The following is an 18,722-nucleotide window of genomic DNA, read 5'->3' on the forward strand; positions in this document are numbered from 1 at the left end:
ATCATTTTTTACCGTTATTGCAAAGTTAATAAACTTAAATTAATTTTGTAACTATAAAAATGATAGTATAAAATTATGAGTTTTTTAGAAAAAATGAAAACAAGGTATACTGTAAAAAAGTATAACCCACAGGGAAGCATCAGTGCAGAGCAAGTGAAAGAGCTACAGGAAATTCTGAACCTTAGCCCTTCTTCTATCAACAGCCAGCCATGGAATTTTATCTTTACAAATAATTCTGAACTTAAAAATCAATTGGCAGAAGTCTCTTACATCAATAAAGAAAAAGTATTGGATTGCAGTCATTTGATTATTTTCCAGGTATTAAAAAATACACAAGATTTTGAAAGACAAATTGAAGAGAATCTTCCGGAAGGAGCTGTAAATTATTACCGAAACAGGGTAAAACCTAAAGGTGAGGCAGCTGTAAAATCCTGGCTAGCCCATCAGGTATATTTATCATTAGGAATATTCCTATCTGCATGTGCAGCAATGGGCATAGACTCTACTCCTATGGAAGGAATAGAACCTGAACAATATGATGATATTCTGAAAAATGAAAAGTATGAAACGCTGTTCGCCGTAGCCATTGGCCAAAGGGAAGAAACAGATGCCAATCAACCGAAATTCAACCCGAAAACAAGGCTGAAAGCTGAAAAAGTAATTATAGAAGGATAAAAAATATCTTTACAAAACCTGGAATATGAATGGATCAATGCATATAATATTCCAGGTTTTCTTTCGCTATAATTTGTACCGGTGACATATAAAAAGAATTCAGCTCTTCTCCATGTACAAGATGTTCAAACATAAGTTTGACACTTTTATATCCTTGCTGAAAAGGTTCCTGACCAATAAGAAAAGTAATAATATCCTGATTCAGATATTTTTTATTCTCCTCAGTCACATCATATCCAACGACCAGATCCAGCTTTATCTGGTGTGTTTCAAAATACCGTCCTGCTTTGGTTATGGAGTTGGAGGGAAAGAACACTCCACCAATATCTTCATGGGCATGTAAGCTTTCCCCTAACAATTTATAATAGAGTTGAGTATTTTTATTCGGAACTCTTAATTTTTCAATGACCACATGAGAAGTATGGTCTGAGAAAAAGCTCATAAATCCTTTCACCCGCTGATCCAATCCATAATAGTTCTCAAAGTCTTCCAAAACCTCCACTATTAAGACCCGGGGTTTATTCGTATTTTGAGCGATGTGGAAAAGTTTGGCGGCAAGCCTCCCGCTTGCAAAAGAATCCTGTCCTACAAAAGAAATGTTATTGAGTCCTTTCAAGGGAACATTCAAAAACAGATAAGGAATATTAAGGGCATCCAATACAGCACTTCTTTCCTGTGTTTCTTTAGCAAAATGTGGAGCTATGATAATCCCGTCCAGATTTTTATTCTTCAGGATTTTATCTAATTCCTTATTGTAAGAATCTACATTAAATTCATCAAAATAGGAGACGGAAACTTTCATTCCATAGCTAGAAACTTCTTCTACCGCTTTAAGCACTCCTTTTTTAGGATATTCCCAAAATGGACTGGCCGCATTAAACAAAGGCATTAAAACCGCTACCTGATACACTTTATTAAGTGCCAAATTACGGGCAATAACATTAGGCTTGAATCCGCCTGCCTGTTCTATTATTTCTATTACTTTCTTTTGGGTACTTTCCGCCACTCCCCCTCTGTTATGCAGTATACGGTCCACTGTTCCAGGGGAAACATTCGCTAATCGGGCAATTTCCTTAATTGTCAAAATATATGATTTAGTGTAAATAAGTCTTCAACAAATATAGAAAACATTTCATTCCTTTTGTTCTACCCGTCTCAAATTCCCATGAAATCTACAAATAATTAAAAATAGAATAAATATTTAATAAATATTTTGCTAATTATAAATAAATATATAAATTCGTGTTCGAACACAATGATAAAAAATTAAACAATCAAGTTAATTTTTTATAAATTCAATAATTATATGAAAACTAACTCGGTTACCCTTTTTAAAGAAGCTTACGGAAAGTTTTGTATTCCTGCGATCAACATTTCGATGCCTGAGCAGATCCATGCTTTATTTAGTACAGCACAAAAGATGAATGCTCCATTTATTATTCAGACTACTCCGGTTGCCAGAGAATACATGCACCCTCTTATGCTGATCAACTGCGTAAAGGCTGCCGCTAAAATATATCCCGATGCTCTTTTCGCCCTGCATCTCGATCACGGTAATGAACCGCATATTGACAGTGCTATTGAATCAGGAGAATATACATCTGTAATGATCGATGCCTCGCATGATCCTTTGGAAAAGAATATTGAACGGACAAAAAGAATATCCCACAGAGCCCATCTTAAAAATATTTCTGTTGAGGCAGAGCTTGGGGTACTGAGTGGTGTGGAAGATCATCTTAATATAGAAGAAGAGAACGCATTGTATACCAATCCTGCCGACGTGGAATACTTTGTAAAAGAGGCGGGCTGCGACAGTCTTGCTGTTGCTGTAGGAACAAGCCACGGTGCTTATAAATTCTCCGGAGGCAAAGGGCTCCGTTTCGATCTCCTGAAGGATATCCAGAAAAGAGTTCCGAACTTCCCTATTGTGCTTCATGGTGCTTCATCCATAGATTACGAAGAAATAAAACGAATAAATGCCGCGGGAGGAAACATTAAAGAAGATGCAAAAGGTATAACGGAAGAAGAGATCAGAAAAGCCATCCCTTACGGAATATGCAAACTCAATATCGCTACCGATCTTAGAATATTATGGATAAGAGTTCTCAGAGAATATTTACAAAATCACCCCGATCAATTGGATCCTTTAAGACCAGGTATCCAATATATGCAGGAACTCGAACTTCTTATCGCTAAAAAGTTTGAAATATTAGGCAACACTAATAAAACACAACTATATAAAAAACACATATGATACAATTAGGAATTGCTCCCATTGGCTGGACTAATGATGACATGCCTGAGCTGGGAAAAGATATTACTTTCGAACAATGCATCAGTGAGATGGCCCTGGCCGGCTATAAAGGCTGTGAAGTTGGAAATAAATACCCTAAAGATCCTGTAATCTTAAAGAAATATCTCGACATCAGAGGGCTTACTATCTGCAACCAATGGTTTAGTTATGAACTGACTGCTAAATCATATGAACAGGTAAAACAGGATTTCATGAATCAGCTGCATTTTCTAAAATATTTCAATTCTAAAGTAGTGGGGGGCGCAGAATGTGGGAATACCATTCATGGGAAATACAATACCCCCATCACACAACGGAAAAAAGCATCGGATGAAGATTGGAAAAAATTAACCCATGGACTGAACGAACTGGGTAAAATAGCATTGAATGATTTTGGAATGCACCTTTCCTACCATCATCATATGGGAACAATGATACAGACCATTGATGAAACTGACCGCCTGCTCAATGAAACAAAAGAAGAATATGTAAAACTTAATTATGATTGTGGCCATTTTGCTTTTGCCAATGAAGATCCGGTTAAGGCATTAAAAAAATTCATTGGCCGGACAGCCCATATCCATTTCAAAGATGTAAGAAAAAATATTCAGGAACAGGTATATAAAGATAACAACAGCTTTTTACAGGCTGTAAAACTAGGTATATATACTGTCCCTGGAAATGGTAACCTCGATATGCATACGCTGGCTCAAATTATACATCAAAATGATTATAAAGGATGGATCGTAGTAGAGGCAGAACAGGATCCCGCTAAAGCCAACCCTTTTGAATATGCCCAGAAAGGCTACCAATTCATGACAGAAACTTTAAAATTTTAAAAAAAGAAAAATACATTTATGAAAAAATTGAATATTGGAATTGTAGGATTGGGTAGGCTGGGTAAAGAATATGCAAAAAACCTTACCTATCTGGTTCCAAATGCCAATCTGATTGCAGCATGCAGTATAAGAAAGGAAGAGCTGGATTATGTAAAAGAGACCTATAACGTTCCCAACCTATACACCTCCTACGACCAAATGCTTGATCAGCAAAAAGATATGGATGCTGTAGTTATTGTTACCTCAACAGATCAACATGCTGATGCAATCATTAAAGCTCTCGAAGCCGGTTATCATGTTTTCTGTGAGAAACCTTTAGCACTCAATATAGAAGATTGCCTCCGTGTTGAGAAAATAACAGCCAGACATCCCGACCGGATTACCATGTTAGGATTTGTCCGGAGGTTTGATTCCAGCTATGCAGAAGCTAAGATCAAAATTAATGAAGGACTGGTAGGAACTCCCTATCTTTTACGTTCCCAAACAATAGATAAAGATACTTTTGCACCATTTCAAATTGAATTTTGTACCACTGGTGGAGGAATTTTCCATGATTATAATGTTCACGACATAGATCTGGCCCATTGGTATCTGGGTTCCAGAATAGAAAAAGTTTGGGCTTTAGGAGGAGCGTACAGATTCCCTGAATTTGGCCTCGCAGGAGATGCAGACAATACAGCTGCTATGTGTGAGCTTCAAAATGGAACTATGGCTGTATTGCTGGCCTCCAGAATTTCCTCTTTCGGGCATAATACCTGTACAGAAATTTTCGCCACAGAAGGAAACTTAAAAATTGGTGATCCTCCAGTAAAAAATATGCTTCAGATATCAGACAAACATGGCATCCGAAGAGAAGGAATGGAAACTTTCTTTGACAGATTCCAACATGCATTTCTAACACAGATTCAATCTTTTGTAGATCATGTATTGGAAAATAAACAACCTGAACTAACAATGCATAACGCAACGAATGCCACTTTAGTGGCTACAGCATTAACGAAATCATTTAAAGAGAAAAAACCTGTCACCATTGCCGATCTAATCTCTTAGACCAGAACGCGCCTAATAAAACACAAATGAATCTTATAGTAAAATCCAAAAAACAGAAAATTTACCAGAGCATCTCTGCCGAAAATGCAGGCTGGAACTGGCTAAATTTTGAAGCTCGTCTTATGGGTCCATCTGAAACATGGACCTGTGATACGGGAGGAAATGAAATGGTAATTGTATTATTATCCGGCAATTACAGAGTGGAAAGCAATAAAGGAAACTGGGAAACAAAAAATGGAAGAAAGAATGTATTTCAAGGAGTAGCCCATACCCTTTATCTGCCCAGAGAAACTCAATTCACCCTTATACCAACCTCTGAGGCGCTAGACATTGCCTATTGTTGGTGTAGTGCTGATCATGATTTTGAACCTCAGCTGATTACTCCGGAAGAAACTCCCACCGTAATTTTTGGCGGAGATAATGCCACCAGGCAATTCAATGATTTAATTCCGCCGGGATTTGGATGTTCCCGACTTGTATGCCGGGAGGTATATACTCCATCCGGAAATTGGAGCTCCTTCCCCCCACATAAGCATGATGAAAGAATTATTGATCATAATGGAAAATTGCGGGAAGCCCAACTGGAAGAGATCTATTTCTATAAATTTCAAAAGCCTGAAGCTTATGCTATCCAGCAAATTTATACAAAAGATCATCAGGATCCTTTAAACGAGATATTACGGGTAAGACATGATGATGCAGTATTGGTGCCCAGGGGATACCATCCGGTAACAGCAGTACATGGCTATCATTGTTATTATTTAAATTTTCTGGCGGGATCCGATCAGTCACTTGCCAATACTCCCGACAGTGACTATGAATGGATTTTTGATTCATGGAAAGGAAAAGACCACCGTCTTCCTTTAGTAACTCCTGCCATGAATAATCAGTAACACGATTAATATAAAGTAAAATGAAATTTGATCTACTAACATTCGGAAGAGCCAGCATAGACCTGTACTCTAAAAATATTGGTGCAGAGTTTAATGACATCAAAGAACTTACCACTGCCATTGGAGGATCTCCGGTAAATATATCCGTAGGAGCACAAAGACTCGGCCTCAAGACAAGTATAGTAACAGGAGTTGGAAATGATCCTGTTGGAGGTTTTATTACCCATACCTTAAAGCAGGAAAATGTAGATGTGTCCCATGTCAATATCATCAGGGATACTACCAGTACGGCTGTCGTTTGTGGCATTGTACCTCCTGATAAATTTCCTCTGGTTTTTTATCGGGATAAAGCGCCAGATAACTATCTCACAATAGATATGGTGAATACAATAGATTTCGACCAATATAAATCTTTCCTGATGACAGGTACGGCATTATCCGTAGAGCCTACCCGAAGTTCAGCTATCTATGCTACCGAAAAAGCCAAAACAAAAGGAACAACCATTTTTTTAGACATCGATTTCAGAGCCAATCTATGGCATGATGTACGGGCATTTGGAGTTACCCTTCGTCAATACCTTCCTCTTTGTGATATTGTTATGGGTACAGAAGAAGAACTTTTGGCAATGGGGCTTACAGATTCCGATCAGGTAACAATTAAAGACAGTGCTATTTCTTCCCCAACTATCGAAGGTGATATCAATGGGGTGATCAAACAGGTCTTATCCTCCGGAATAAAGCTTCTTTTGGTTAAAACAGGATCCAAGGGGGTGACCGCTTATTATCCTGACGGAAAGACGGAAGATATCCCGGGATTTCCGGTAGAAGTTGTCAATGTATTGGGTGCAGGAGATGCATTTGCATCGGGGTTTATTTATGGGTACCTCCAAAATTGGGATACGTATCAATCTGCCCGTCTTGCTAATGCTTGCGGCGCATGGATTGTAACCAGGCAGGGATGTAGCAATTACGCGCCTACTTATGAGGAAATAATTCAGTTCATTACAGATAAAGGAGGCTTTTAACCCTATCAACCGTTGAATTATGGAAACAAAAAGATTAACGGTAGCACAGGCTACTATTGAATTTTTAAAAAATCAGTACACCAAAAGGGATGGTAGAGAACAGCTATTTTTCGCAGGGTGTTTCGGAATTTTCGGGCACGGAAATGTAGCTGGTTTAGGAGAGGCTCTGAAACAAAATCCAGATTTCACCTATTACCAAACCCGTCATGAGCAGGCCATGGTCCATACCGCTGCCGCCTATGCAAAAATGAAAAACAGACTGCAGACATTTGCCTGCACGACCTCCATAGGCCCAGGAGCACTTAATATGATTACAGCTGCCGCCGGTGCTACCATTAATAGATTACCCGTATTATTGTTACCCGGAGACTTTTTTGCGACCCGCTCTGCAACTCCTTTATTACAGCAATTAGAATCTGCCCAAACCCAGGATATTTCTGTGAATGATTGTTTTAAGCCCATTTCAAAATATTGGGACCGCATCCAACGCCCGGAACAACTCACCTCATCTTTACTGGAAGCTATGCGTGTTCTTACTTCACCTGCTGAGACAGGAGCTGTCACACTGGCTCTTCCACATGATGTACAAACGGAAGCCTATGATTTCCCTGTTCAGCTTTTTGAAAAAAGAATCTGGTATATTCCAAGGCCGGTACCGGATCTTCAATTATTAGAATATGCCGTAAGCCTTATAAAAAATTCAAAAAAACCAATGCTTATTGCAGGAGGAGGAGTTATCTATTCTGAAGCAGAAGAAGAATTAAAAACTTTTGCAGAACAGTTTGGAATTCCTGTTGCTGAAACCTATGCAGGAAAAGGATCTCTTCATTATGAACATCCCCTCAATCTTGGGGCAATGGGGGGAACTGGTACCAAAGGAGCCAATAGAATTGCTGAAGAAGCAGATGTAGTCATTGGAATAGGGACCCGGTATGGAGATTTTATGTCTGCCTCCAAATCAGCATGGAAAAATCCCAATGTCACTTTTATCAATATCAATATTGCAGAAATTGATGCTTTCAAACATTCTGCGGTTCCTTTACAGGGAGATGCAAGGGAAACGCTTAAAGCATTACGTAAAGCGTTGGGAGATTATCACACAGAAGAAAAGTACGTCGAAAAAGTTCACGGCTATCATAAAGAATGGGATGAAATTGTAACAAAAGCCTATGCATGCGAAAATCCTGATCGCCCTGTACAGGCAGAATATATGGGAGCCCTCAATGATTTCATAGAAGATAAAGATGTAATTCTCTGTGCTGCAGGCTCATTGCCTGGAGATCTGCATAAATTGTGGAGAACCAAAAATTCTAAAGGCTTTCACCTGGAGTATGGAAATTCATGCATGGGATATGAAATTCCGGGAGGTCTTGGGGCTAAAATGGCGGATCCTGACCGGGAGATTTATGTGATGTGTGGGGATGCCACCTATCTTATGATGCCTTCTGATCTGATTACCACATTACAGGAAGGATTTAAGATCACCTTAATATTAATCAACAACAATGGCTATGCCTCAATAGGTGGGCTTTCCAATGCTGTTGGAGAAGAAGGGTTTGGAACTTATTTTAATTATAGAAATGAAAAAACAGGCCAACTTGATGGGCCCCCTCTGACAACTGATCTGGCAAAAAATGCAGAAAGCCTGGGAGCTGCAGTATTCCGTCCTAAAAATATGGCTGAGTTTCAGGAAAGTCTGATCAAAGCCAAAAATAATAAAGAAACAACAGTTATTTATGTAGAAACCATCCGGGACAGGAAACTCCAGGGTTACGCTTATTCGTGGTGGGAAGTTCCCATCCCTGAAATATCGGTTTTCCCTGAGGTTATTGAGGCCCGAAAACAATATGAATCCAATAAAAAACAACAACAGCAATACATAAAACCTAATCAATACAAATGATGAAAACATTAGAAAATTACATCAACGGAGAGTGGCAGAGCAGTATCTCCACTCAATATACCTCCGTACATAATCCGGCAACGCAGGAGGTCATTGCACAGGTTCCTTCCGGCCCGGATACCGTAAAAGATGTGGAAAAAGCGATACAGCATGCCCAAAAAGCTTATCTGGAATGGAAGGATGTCCCGGCAATGAAGCGAGTACAGCCTTTATTCAAAATGAAAATGTTATTAGAAGACCACAAGGAAGAGATTGCAAAGCTCATTACCAATGAATGTGGGAAAACCTATGCAGAATCTTTGGGTGAAATACAGCGTGCTATTGAAAATGTGGAAGTAGCCTGTGCCACATATGTCCTCAATCAGTCTGAGTTCTCTGAAAATATAGCTCCGGGGATTGATGAATTCATGATCAGACAGCCCCTGGGAGTCTGTGCCTGTATTACTCCTTTTAATTTCCCGGGAATGATTCCTTTTTGGTTTCTTCCCTATGCAATCGCTACGGGAAACTCTTTCATCTTGAAGCCTTCAGAAAAAGTACCTGCCACCATGCAGTATGTATTTGATCTTATCCACAAGAACTTAGATCTTCCGAAAGGCCTTTTAAGTCTGGTACATGGTGGAAAAGATTCTGTAGATAGCCTGCTTCGGCATCCGGATGTAAAGGCTATCAGCTTTGTAGGTTCTACTCCCATAGCCAAATATATTTACTCGGAAGGAGCCAAATACGGAAAACGCGTCCAGGCTCAGGGAGGAGCTAAAAACCCTATTGTTATTATGCCTGATGCAGATATCGATATGACTACAAAAATCATTACGGATTCAGTATATGGCTGTGCAGGCCAACGCTGTCTTGCGGCATCCCTCGTAATTACCGTTGGTGATGATAAAAAAATCAAAGATGCTCTGGTAGAAGCCGCCAAGTCCAGAAAAGTAGGATACGGTCTTGAAGACGGAATAGAAATGGGACCTGTGATTTCTCAGGAAAGTAAAACAAGAATTCAGGGGCTTATTCAAAAAGGAATTGCCGAAGGTGCTAATTTTCTGGTAGATGGTACTCAAAAAAATGTTTCCGGATTTGATCGTGGAAATTTCCTGTATCCTACTATCCTGGAAAATATTCCGCTAGATAAAGAAATTATTTCTACGGAAATATTCGGTCCGGTAATGAGCCTGCTTAATTTCAAATCTATGGAAGACTCTATTCGGTTTATCAATAGTGGACGTTATGGCAATATGGCCTGTATTTTCACTCAGGACGGTCTTTCAGCACGTCAATTCCGGAGTGAAGCAATGGCCGGAAACATAGGCATCAATGTAGGGGTAGCAGCACCGGTCGCGCAGTTTCCTTTTTCAGGATGGAAAGAGTCTTTCTTTGGTGATCTTCATGCACAAGGACGCCACGGCATCGAATTTTATACCCAGACAAAAGTAGTCATCGAACGCTGGCCTAAAACCTGGTCCAGAACCTTCTAATTCCAGGTTCCATATCAAATAAAAGGGTTCGGGTTCGAAAAAATTGGAGTACAGAAAAGTTAAAAAAACACAAATTCAACTATACATACAGTGGACACCCAATTAAAAATAGGTATTATAGGACTTGGAAGAATCGGACAGGTACACTTTGCAGCATTAAAAACTATAAAAAATGTTGAGGTTGTTGCGCTATCAGATATTTCTTTGGATCACGTAAAAAAAACAGCTGAAGAGTATCAGATTCCTCATTTCTATACTGATTATCATAATATTCTGCGTCGGTTGGATATTGATGCCGTATGGATATGCTCCCCCACCAGCCATCATTTCACTCAGGTTATGGAAGCTTTAGGGAACAATAAATATGTATTCTGTGAAAAACCACTGGATGCAGATAAAGATAAAATCCAAACCATCATAGATTCTTATCCGGATATCAATCACCGTCTTATGGTAGGTTTTAACCGACGATTTGACCCTGATTTTGCCAATGCCAAAGCAACTCTAAAAAAAATAGGAAAGCCGGTCATCATTAAAATCACCAGCAGGGATCCTTTCCCGCCATCGGCGGAATATTCCAGACAATCCGGAGGAATTTACAATGACATGAGTATCCATGATCTGGACATGGCCCGTTTTATCAGTGAAAGTGAGGCTGAACAGATCATTGCCATAGGTTCCCGCAATTTTACGGAAGATACAGATACAACCCTTATTACCATTAAGTTTAAAAATGGGGTGATCTGTAATATAGATAACAGCCGAAAAGCTTCCTATGGATATGATCAACGGTTGGAAATATTGGGAGATCAGGGAATGATCTCTGTGGAGAATAAAAAGATCAGCCATACCCGTTTTTATTTTGAAAATGCTATTGAAAGCAGTGTACTCGAACCCTTTTTCCTGGAGAGATATAAAGATTCATATATAGAAGAAGCAAAAGCATTTATTACTTCTATAAAGGAGAAAAAAGAATTTCCTTCCACCGCAGAGGATGCTCTTAAGGCTTCCTTATTAGCTGATGCCTGTGCGCAGTCGTTAGAACAACAAAAACTGATTTTTCTATAACGAAAATAATGTTTTACAATGGTCATCAAAAAAACTTAACTCTATGCTTACAACATTAATCACATTCTTCATATTTACTGCCGGAGTCGCCTTTATTTCCTGGAGATTCACAAGAAAGACAAAAATGGCCCACTCCTCAATCGGCTACTTTTTAGGAGGGCGGGATCTGAATGCTATTTTAATAACAGCTTCCCTGCTCCTCACCAATCTGTCAACAGAACATTTGGTAGGACTCAATGGAAGTGCCTATGCCTTTGGAATGGAAGTAATGGCCTGGGAAACTCTGGCCGCTTTAGCTTTGGTGCTTATGGCGGTATATTTTCTTCCCAGATACCTCAAGATGGGACTGGTCACTATTACAGAGTTTTTAGAACTCCGTTATGATAAACAAACCCGTGTAATTTGTTCCGGATTATTTCTGCTGCTGTACATCACTACCCTTCTTCCCATTGTACTGTACACAGGTGCTATTACGATGGAAAGTATTTTCAATGTCTCAGAAAATCTACACATTGATAAATTCACAGCAATGGTCATAATGGTTGTCGGGATTGGTATATTGGGATCTTTATATGCTATTTTAGGAGGGTTAAAAGCAGTTGCCATATCAGATCTCATCAATGGGATAGGTCTTATTATCGGAGGTTCACTAATCCCGATACTTGCTTTCTACAAAATTGGAGACGGCAGTTTTTCAAATGGAGTTCATACTGTTTTTGAAGCTGTTCCCGACCGTTTTAATGCTATAGGAGAATCAACTTCTGATGTACCGTTTTCAGTACTTTTTACAGGAATGTTTATTCCCCAGGTATTTTACTGGACAATGAATCAATCTATCATTCAACGGGCATTTGCAGCCAAGAATCTTGCTGAAGGACAAAAAGGAGTGCTGTTGACTGCATTTTTCAAGATATTTATTCCTTTTGTTGTCGTAGTTCCCGGCATTATCGCTTATTATTATTTTAAAAACAGCTTAAACGATCCTGATTATGCCTATCCCGAGCTGGTAAAAGCAGTTCTGCCGGTGGGTCTTATCGGTATTTTTGCAGCTATTGTAGTAGGGGCTATTCTCAGTACCTTTAATGGAGCATTAAACAGTGCTTCGACCTTATTTTCAATCGATATTTATAAAGGGTATTTTAATCAGAAAGCCACAGAAACCGAAATCGTAAAATTTGGTAAAAAATGTGGAACCGTCATGGCCATAGCGTCTATGGTCATCGCTCCATTTATCAGTATGGCAGGTAAAGGCCTCTATATTATTCTTCAGGAATTTAGTTCCATCTTCAACATGCCTATTTTCGCCATTATTATTGCGGGATTACTATTACCTAAAGTATCTGCAAGAGCAGCTAAAATAGGATTAATAACCGGCACATTACTTTATTTATTCTCGAAATTCGGAATGGAGGCAATGGGATTTCGCATTCATTTTTTACATCGCCTGGCAGTGGCCTTTGTGGTGACTATTCTTACCCTTATTATTGCCAGCAGATATTATCCCCGAGAAAATAATTTTGTTATTGAAGATACAGGAGCCGTCAATGTGGAAAATTGGAAATATTTAAAACCAGCCTGCATTTTTATTGCCATCCTTACTATTTTGGTTTTCTTATTTTTCAGCCCAATAGGGATTATTCCCAGTCAATAATCCTTTATTCACTGAACTTAGGTTAAAATTCAGTACCCATTTAGTATATTTTTAGAATGCAAACTGCCGGTAAATGAATATTACCGGCAGTTTCTTTATTTTTTCTCTTAGAGAACATCAAAAATATTACTCCTCTATTTTTAATTATAAAACAGGATGTACTTACAATACTTTCAATTCCAAATCAATGGTTTTACCAAAGAATTTTTTGGAAATTTTCTCAAAATTCTTAGTAAGATCTGAAAGGTAAAAGTGATAATTCGGTTTCGGATTATTATCATTCAAAAGATGGTATTTATCCAGGATAATTTTAAGATGATTGGCCACAATATTTGGAGAATCAATCACACGAACCCTGTTTCCATAATACTGTTTGATCTCATCAATTAAAAGTGGATAATGCGTACACCCCAAAATTAATGTTTCAATATTTTTCAGCTTATTGTTACTAAGATAATTGTAAATAATAGCATGGGTAATCGGATGATTCTTAAATCCTTCTTCAATAGCAGGAACCAGTAATGGCGTTGCCAATTCATCTACCTTGATCCATTTATTCTGTTTTCGGATGCTCTTTTTATACAATCCTGAATTTACGGTAGCTTTAGTGGCAATCACTCCAACATTGTTATGGATTTCGTAAGCTACTTTTTCAGCAACAGGATTAATAACGTCTATCACCGGAACTTTACCTCCCACAGACTGCATTACTTCATTCAAAGCATTTGCAGTAGCAGTATTACAGGCAATAACTATGGCCTTACAATTCTGTTCCATCAGAAAATTGGTGATCTTTGTAGAGTATTCAATAATTGCTTCCTTAGATTTTTCTCCATAAGGAAGGTGTTTGGTATCTCCAAAATAGATCAGATCCTCGTGAGGAAGAAGTCTTTTGATCTCTTTAGCTACAGTAAGCCCTCCCACACCACTATCAAAAATACCGATAGGCTGGCTGGGTGAAAGATGCGAATAATCTTGTTTTTTAGTTTTCAAATTGTGAACTGAAATTTTATACAAAAATAGTGAATAATCCGATACTTACTTAAGATTACTAAGTGAAAAATCTTTCGGATACCTTACTTTATAGCTTACTCTAAATTTCTTGGTTTCCGACGGAGAGATTTTAACATTCCAACTCAAGAAACCTTTCTCTTTATCAACATCTGCATTATCGCTTTGAAGAAGCTCAATTTTGATGGATTCATCTTTACTCAAAGGGATCTGATCCTTTATATCGATAGTGATCACTTCCTTTTTATTATTGTGTATAATAAGATCATATGTGAATGTCTTCTCCTGATAGGAAGAAAAAAACTTCTCATTGGCTTTATCATTCACAACTTCCTTTTAGTTTTTATTTAAAGTCTGGCTTCAAATATACACTAATAAACATTATACCAGAAATAAATCCGAAGCAATACCATCTGCCATAAACCAATGCTTTTCGGGAATTTTCAGGTGATCTTTTTCAATGATTAAAATGCCTTCTTCTATTTTAGATTTTATCTCCGTTTGAAAATGATCCATTACCTTATCGGAGAATTTATTCTTTAAGCTTGTAAGGTCTACTCCCCAAATGGTTCGCAGGCCAATCATGATCATCTCATTAAACTGATCTTCCTGAGACAGTAATTCTTCTTCTTTGGCAAGATTTTTAACCGCCAGTTTTTTAATATACTGTGGATTATTGGCAATATTCCAGCTTCTGACATCAAATCCGTTATAGGAATGTGCTGATGGACCTATTCCAAGATATTCCTTATATTTCCAATATGCTGAATTGTGTCTGGAATAAAATCCGGGTTTTGCAAAATTGGAAACTTCATAATGCTCAAATCCATTATCCTTAAGAAAATCCGAGAGATAGTAGAATTCTCTGTTTTGCTCTTCTTCTTTCGGGCTGGTCACTTTTCCTTTTGAAATCCAGTTTTCCAATGCTGTCTTAGGTTCTACAGTTAAAGCATAAGACGAGATATGAGGAACTTCTAATTCAATGGTTTTATTCAGGTTTTCCTTCCAGATCTCAAGATTTGAAGTAGGTGAACCATAGATTAAGTCAATACTCAGATTTTCAAAGCCAAAATCCTGAGCCCTTTTAATAGAACTTTCTGCTTCAGAAGCACTGTGAGCACGGTTCATCAGTTTCAGATCTTCTTCAAAAAAACTCTGTGTTCCAATAGATAAACGATTCACGGGAGTTCCTGCCAGTTGTTTTACAAACCGTTGATCCAGATCATCCGGGTTAGCTTCCAGAGTAATTTCTATGTCTTTATCAAAGCTGAAGTATTTTAAAGCTTCATCAATTAAAGAATGGATCTCATCTACCGAAAGAATGGAAGGTGTCCCCCCACCAAAATATAAAGATTGTAGGGTTTTGTTCTGTAATTCATCTTTCCGAAGCATCATTTCAGTTTTCATAGCCTGAAGCATTTCATCCTTAAAATTCAGGGATGTTGAAAAGTGAAAATTACAATAGCTGCATTTTTGCTTGCAGAATGGGATGTGAATATATATCATAAAAAAAGCTCTGAAAAAATTCAGAGCTCAAATTTATTTAAATTAAATTGATTAATATCTAAATCCTCTAACATTAATAAAGTTGTCAAAGTTATAACCAAGGCCAAGCATAAAGCTATTCCCTCCAGATTTCTGAATATCAGACATTCCCAGGTTATAAGTGGCACCGATCATAAATTTGTTAAATCTCACTTTTACAATAGGAGAAATACTCAAATCCTGGCTGTCGAATCTGTTTTGAACAGTTCTGTAGCTTACCCCAAAAGAAAATGCATTAATCTCATTGGAGAATGTTGCCATTAAATTCCAGTCAATCATTCTTGTTGAGTTGGTATTTAAGTTGATCAATGCTGATGGTGCAATTGAAATATTATCAGCAATATTCCAGTTGTATCCTAAATTTAAAAAGAATTTAATAGGTGATGGTTCATATCCGTTTACAATAGACTGATCATTACTTAAAGCAATATCATTAACGGAAACTCCCCCGAAAAGTCCTCTGTACGTAGCAGCCAAACCAAAGTTAGCATACACCATAAAAAGGTTGCTCTCTTCTCCTCTCAATAATGGGTCATTAGCTTCCTCAGTATTAATTTTTGAATAATCAAAATTCATGTTATAGAAGTTAACACTTGTACCAAAAGAGAATTGATCCTTTCTATCTCCTTCGCTGCTTAGTGGAATAAAATAGGAAGCACCCGCTGTAATACCTCCGGCAGAAATAGGCCCATTGCTATCTCTAAAAACAGAAATACCCGCACCTACTCTATCAAAAATATTCGCATTAATCCCGATTGATTGTACATTCGGAGAGTTGTTGAATTTTGAAAATTGTTGTTGATAATTAGCGTTGAGCTGTACGTAGTCTGTTTTTCCGTATTGAGCTGGGTTGAATAGGAACTCACCATCCATAAGATATTGCTGATAGTAGGGTAGTGTTTCCTGTGCTTTGTATGCATTTGACAAAAGAGCTAAACATACGATAGCATATAGTTTTCTCATAACAAATCTTGATTTCAATTCAACAAATATAAAAAAAATCTCAATATATTTTTAGTTTTCTAAATAATTTCTCCATTTTTTTACGGCATCCACCATATCTTTGGGCATTGGGCTCTCAAAATATAATTCCTTTTTTGTTGTTGGGTGTATAAATCCTAGGGTATGCGCATGAAGTGCATGTCTGGGCAGAATTTCAAAAACATTTTTTATAAACTGCTTATACTTAGGAAGGTTCACTCCTCTTAAAGGAGTATGCCCCTCATATCTTTCATCATTAAACAAAGTATGGCCAATATGTTTGAAATGAGCACGGATCTGATGGGTTCTTCCGGTCTCAAGTTTACATTCTACCCAAGTCATATACCTGAACCTTTCCAGGACTTTATAATGGGTAACAGCATGTTTTCCATGGCTTCCATCTTCATAAACAGACATCTGCATTCTATTTTTAGGATGCCTTCCGATATGACCTTTTATTGTTCCCTCATCTTCCTGTGGATTTCCCCATACAAAAGCCCAGTAAAGCCTTTTAGTGGTTCTGTTGAAAAACTGCTTGGCTAAAAAGCTTAATGCATATTCATTTTTTGCAATTACCAATAGTCCGGAAGTGTCCTTATCAATCCTGTGTACGAGCCCTACCCTGTCCAGATCAGATTTCTCTCCGTTCTTTTCAAAGTGAAAGGCCAATGCATTCACCAGCGTACCGTCCCAATTTCCAAATCCCGGATGAACAACCATTCCCGGTTCTTTATCTACAACCACTAAATCATCATCCTCATATACTATATTAATAGGAATATCCTGTGGAATAATGACATTTTCTCTTGGAGGACGCGTCAGTAAAACAGAGATCTGATCACCAGGTTTTACCCGGTAATTCTGTTTTACCGGATTTCCGTTCACCACTACATTCCCGGCCCTGCAGGTTTGGGAAATTTTATTTCTTGAAGAATTCTGTCGGTGTATTAACAGGAATTTATCTATTCTTAATGGCTCCTGTCCATTGTCAACAGTGAGATTAAGATGTTCGTACAATCCTTTATTTTCTTCATCAATATCGATGTTTTCAATACTGTTGGAATCTAATAATTCTTCATCTAAAAAATCTTCGTTATCTTCTGACATTGTTTTATATTTTTTACACAAAAGGCCTCAACATTTTGCAGTTGAAGCCTGTATTTATTTATACTATTTTGATATTATTCTACGACTACTTTTTTAGCCTTTGGCTTTTGAGCAGGTTGTTGGCCTGTAGCTGTAGAAGCAGCAGGCTTAGCTGTGCTTCCTGTTGCCGGGCTACTGGAGGAGGTTTTAGGCTTCTCTGTTCCGGAAACAGTGGATTTAGGAGCTGTAGTCTGAGTTTTAGGAGTTTCTGTTTTTACAGGCTCAGGTTTTGGTGTTTCCCTTTTGGGTACCGGTGCCGGAGCTACCGGAGGATCAAAGCTTGGTTCATTGTGAACTTCCTCATATCGTACCGGTGGCAAAGAAGTATCTACCTTCATACGATAAATAGAATTCAGCTGCTCCACTTTAGCTCTCAGCTCAGCCGGAGTTCGCTTACTTGCCCATAAATCGATCTGCATCCCCTGGTCACGTACATCTCCTGCAGCAGGATCCTGATAGTAAATGATATCAGATTCGTCATTGCTGCCATCTTCATGTTCTACCAATCCTACTTCAAACATTCCTTTTGTAATAACCGCTCTTGCTTCTTTTACAGAAAGTCCCACTACATTAGGAATAGAAATATTTCTCATAGGACCTGTTCCTACTACGACATCTATGATAGAGAATCTAGGTAAACGTGTTCCCGGATTAACGGCATTACCTTTATATAATATTCTTAGAAGAGCATCTTTCTGAATACTTGGTTCATAGATGGTATCGCCTATTTTAAGACCCACCTGATCCAGTCTCTGGAAGGCCAGTCCGGAATATTTATTGATAACATCAGGCACAGCAATCTGAGCCCATGTTCTTGGATTAACTTTCAAACGTACCGTTCTTCCGTCTTTTACACGGGAACCCGGTGCCGGATAAATCTGAAGAACCTGAAAAGGTCTGTATTTTGGATCATAATTGGCACTGTCCACTTCATATTCAAGACCGGTATCATCTAATATTTTAATAGCATCATGCACTGATTTATTAACAACATTAGGAACAGGAATTTCCTGTCCATGGTTTGTATGATATTCCAACCAACGAAATGTGAGCCATACCAGACCCACGAAAATGCCGATGGCTATTACTAAATTAAGTAAAACTTTCCAATTGAAAAGTGATTTAAGCATATTTAAAAATACTTTTATTACAACCGCAAATATAACT

Annotated in this window: 17 protein-coding genes; 10 read left to right on the forward strand and 7 right to left on the reverse strand. The window is 38.1% G+C overall.

Translation table 11 applies throughout. From position 1 onward, the window contains the following. The first annotated feature begins 75 nt into the window (after window positions 1-75). On the forward strand, window positions 76-675 hold the full coding sequence (locus tag JML65_RS19325; protein ID WP_202271767.1) for a nitroreductase family protein: 600 nt from the start codon (window positions 76-78) through the stop codon (window positions 673-675). A gap of 34 nt (window positions 676-709) precedes the next feature. On the opposite strand, the gene JML65_RS19330 is transcribed toward JML65_RS19325, so the two are convergent. After that, the gene (locus JML65_RS19330; RefSeq protein WP_202271768.1) at window positions 710-1,759 is read right to left on the reverse strand and encodes a substrate-binding domain-containing protein; all 1,050 of its coding nucleotides are present in this window, start codon (window positions 1,757-1,759) and stop codon (window positions 710-712) included. A 222-nt stretch (window positions 1,760-1,981) separates the two neighbouring features. On the opposite strand from JML65_RS19330, the gene JML65_RS19335 reads away from it, so the two are divergent. The 9 genes from JML65_RS19335 to JML65_RS19375 all read left to right on the forward strand — a co-directional run bounded on the left by JML65_RS19335 (window position 1,982) and on the right by JML65_RS19375 (window position 12,872). Continuing rightward, window positions 1,982-2,929 (forward strand): ketose-bisphosphate aldolase, encoded by a 948-nt coding sequence (locus JML65_RS19335; RefSeq protein WP_202271769.1) that lies wholly within the window; start codon window positions 1,982-1,984, stop codon window positions 2,927-2,929. Beyond that, complete coding sequence (gene iolE, locus JML65_RS19340; protein ID WP_202271770.1) at window positions 2,926-3,807, forward strand: myo-inosose-2 dehydratase; 882 nt, start codon at window positions 2,926-2,928, stop codon at window positions 3,805-3,807. The genes JML65_RS19335 and iolE overlap by 4 nt, the downstream gene beginning before the upstream one ends. Window positions 3,808-3,825: 18 nt before the next feature. Then, complete coding sequence (locus tag JML65_RS19345) at window positions 3,826-4,857, forward strand: Gfo/Idh/MocA family oxidoreductase (protein WP_202271771.1); 1,032 nt, start codon at window positions 3,826-3,828, stop codon at window positions 4,855-4,857. 26 nt (window positions 4,858-4,883) lie between these two features. Further along, window positions 4,884-5,750, forward strand: a complete 867-nt coding sequence (iolB, locus tag JML65_RS19350; protein WP_202271772.1) for a 5-deoxy-glucuronate isomerase — start codon at window positions 4,884-4,886, stop codon at window positions 5,748-5,750. A 20-nt stretch (window positions 5,751-5,770) separates the two neighbouring features. Next, window positions 5,771-6,775, forward strand: a complete 1,005-nt coding sequence (iolC, locus tag JML65_RS19355) for a 5-dehydro-2-deoxygluconokinase (RefSeq protein ID WP_202271773.1) — start codon at window positions 5,771-5,773, stop codon at window positions 6,773-6,775. A gap of 19 nt (window positions 6,776-6,794) precedes the next feature. Further along, window positions 6,795-8,678: a 3D-(3,5/4)-trihydroxycyclohexane-1,2-dione acylhydrolase (decyclizing) gene (iolD, locus tag JML65_RS19360; RefSeq protein ID WP_202271774.1), complete on the forward strand. Its 1,884-nt coding sequence runs from the start codon at window positions 6,795-6,797 to the stop codon at window positions 8,676-8,678. After that, the gene (locus JML65_RS19365; RefSeq protein WP_202271775.1) at window positions 8,675-10,153 is read left to right on the forward strand and encodes a CoA-acylating methylmalonate-semialdehyde dehydrogenase; all 1,479 of its coding nucleotides are present in this window, start codon (window positions 8,675-8,677) and stop codon (window positions 10,151-10,153) included. Before iolD ends, JML65_RS19365 begins: the two co-directional genes overlap by 4 nt. A gap of 90 nt (window positions 10,154-10,243) precedes the next feature. Next, complete coding sequence (iolG, locus tag JML65_RS19370; RefSeq protein ID WP_202271776.1) at window positions 10,244-11,221, forward strand: inositol 2-dehydrogenase; 978 nt, start codon at window positions 10,244-10,246, stop codon at window positions 11,219-11,221. Window positions 11,222-11,264: 43 nt separating this feature from the next. After that, window positions 11,265-12,872, forward strand: a complete 1,608-nt coding sequence (locus JML65_RS19375; protein ID WP_202271777.1) for a solute:sodium symporter family transporter — start codon at window positions 11,265-11,267, stop codon at window positions 12,870-12,872. A gap of 162 nt (window positions 12,873-13,034) precedes the next feature. Here the strand turns inward: JML65_RS19375 and murI are convergent, their stop codons facing one another. The 6 genes from murI to JML65_RS19405 form a co-directional block, all read right to left on the reverse strand. Then, window positions 13,035-13,865 carry a glutamate racemase gene (murI, locus tag JML65_RS19380; protein WP_047493144.1) on the reverse strand — a complete coding sequence of 277 codons (831 nt, stop codon included), beginning with the start codon at window positions 13,863-13,865 and terminating at the stop codon, window positions 13,035-13,037. Between the two features lie 45 nt (window positions 13,866-13,910). Continuing rightward, on the reverse strand, window positions 13,911-14,210 hold the full coding sequence (locus JML65_RS19385) for a DUF4139 domain-containing protein (protein WP_202271778.1): 300 nt from the start codon (window positions 14,208-14,210) through the stop codon (window positions 13,911-13,913). A 54-nt stretch (window positions 14,211-14,264) separates the two neighbouring features. Then, the gene (hemW, locus tag JML65_RS19390; protein WP_202271779.1) at window positions 14,265-15,389 is read right to left on the reverse strand and encodes a radical SAM family heme chaperone HemW; all 1,125 of its coding nucleotides are present in this window, start codon (window positions 15,387-15,389) and stop codon (window positions 14,265-14,267) included. A 51-nt stretch (window positions 15,390-15,440) separates the two neighbouring features. Next, window positions 15,441-16,391: a PorP/SprF family type IX secretion system membrane protein gene (locus tag JML65_RS19395; RefSeq protein ID WP_047493137.1), complete on the reverse strand. Its 951-nt coding sequence runs from the start codon at window positions 16,389-16,391 to the stop codon at window positions 15,441-15,443. A 51-nt stretch (window positions 16,392-16,442) separates the two neighbouring features. Next, a complete protein-coding gene (locus JML65_RS19400; RefSeq protein WP_047493136.1) occupies window positions 16,443-17,516 on the reverse strand; it encodes an RluA family pseudouridine synthase in 1,074 nt (357 codons plus the stop codon). A 74-nt stretch (window positions 17,517-17,590) separates the two neighbouring features. After that, window positions 17,591-18,685, reverse strand: coding sequence for a PASTA domain-containing protein (locus JML65_RS19405; protein WP_047493220.1), 1,095 nt, complete (start codon window positions 18,683-18,685; stop codon window positions 17,591-17,593). Window positions 18,686-18,722 lie beyond the last annotated feature (37 nt).

It is taken from the genome of Chryseobacterium sp. KMC2, assembly GCF_016756935.1.
Classification (GTDB): domain Bacteria; phylum Bacteroidota; class Bacteroidia; order Flavobacteriales; family Weeksellaceae; genus Chryseobacterium; species Chryseobacterium rhizosphaerae.

Excerpts from the sequence above, each read along its gene's own strand:
- iolD (WP_202271774.1), top strand. The coding sequence starts at position 6,795 with ATGGAAACAAAAAGATTAACGGTAGCACAGGCTACTATTGAATTTTTA.
- JML65_RS19375 (WP_202271777.1), top strand. The coding sequence starts at position 11,265 with ATGCTTACAACATTAATCACATTCTTCATATTTACTGCCGGAGTCGCC.
- JML65_RS19405 (WP_047493220.1), bottom strand. The coding sequence starts at position 18,685 with ATGCTTAAATCACTTTTCAATTGGAAAGTTTTACTTAATTTAGTAATA.
- iolC (WP_202271773.1), top strand. The coding sequence starts at position 5,771 with ATGAAATTTGATCTACTAACATTCGGAAGAGCCAGCATAGACCTGTAC.
- iolE (WP_202271770.1), top strand. The coding sequence starts at position 2,926 with ATGATACAATTAGGAATTGCTCCCATTGGCTGGACTAATGATGACATG.
- JML65_RS19335 (WP_202271769.1), top strand. The coding sequence starts at position 1,982 with ATGAAAACTAACTCGGTTACCCTTTTTAAAGAAGCTTACGGAAAGTTT.
- JML65_RS19325 (WP_202271767.1), top strand. The coding sequence starts at position 76 with ATGAGTTTTTTAGAAAAAATGAAAACAAGGTATACTGTAAAAAAGTAT.
- JML65_RS19365 (WP_202271775.1), top strand. The coding sequence starts at position 8,675 with ATGATGAAAACATTAGAAAATTACATCAACGGAGAGTGGCAGAGCAGT.
- iolB (WP_202271772.1), top strand. The coding sequence starts at position 4,884 with ATGAATCTTATAGTAAAATCCAAAAAACAGAAAATTTACCAGAGCATC.
- JML65_RS19395 (WP_047493137.1), bottom strand. The coding sequence starts at position 16,391 with ATGAGAAAACTATATGCTATCGTATGTTTAGCTCTTTTGTCAAATGCA.
- JML65_RS19345 (WP_202271771.1), top strand. The coding sequence starts at position 3,826 with ATGAAAAAATTGAATATTGGAATTGTAGGATTGGGTAGGCTGGGTAAA.
- hemW (WP_202271779.1), bottom strand. The coding sequence starts at position 15,389 with ATGATATATATTCACATCCCATTCTGCAAGCAAAAATGCAGCTATTGT.
- JML65_RS19400 (WP_047493136.1), bottom strand. The coding sequence starts at position 17,516 with ATGTCAGAAGATAACGAAGATTTTTTAGATGAAGAATTATTAGATTCC.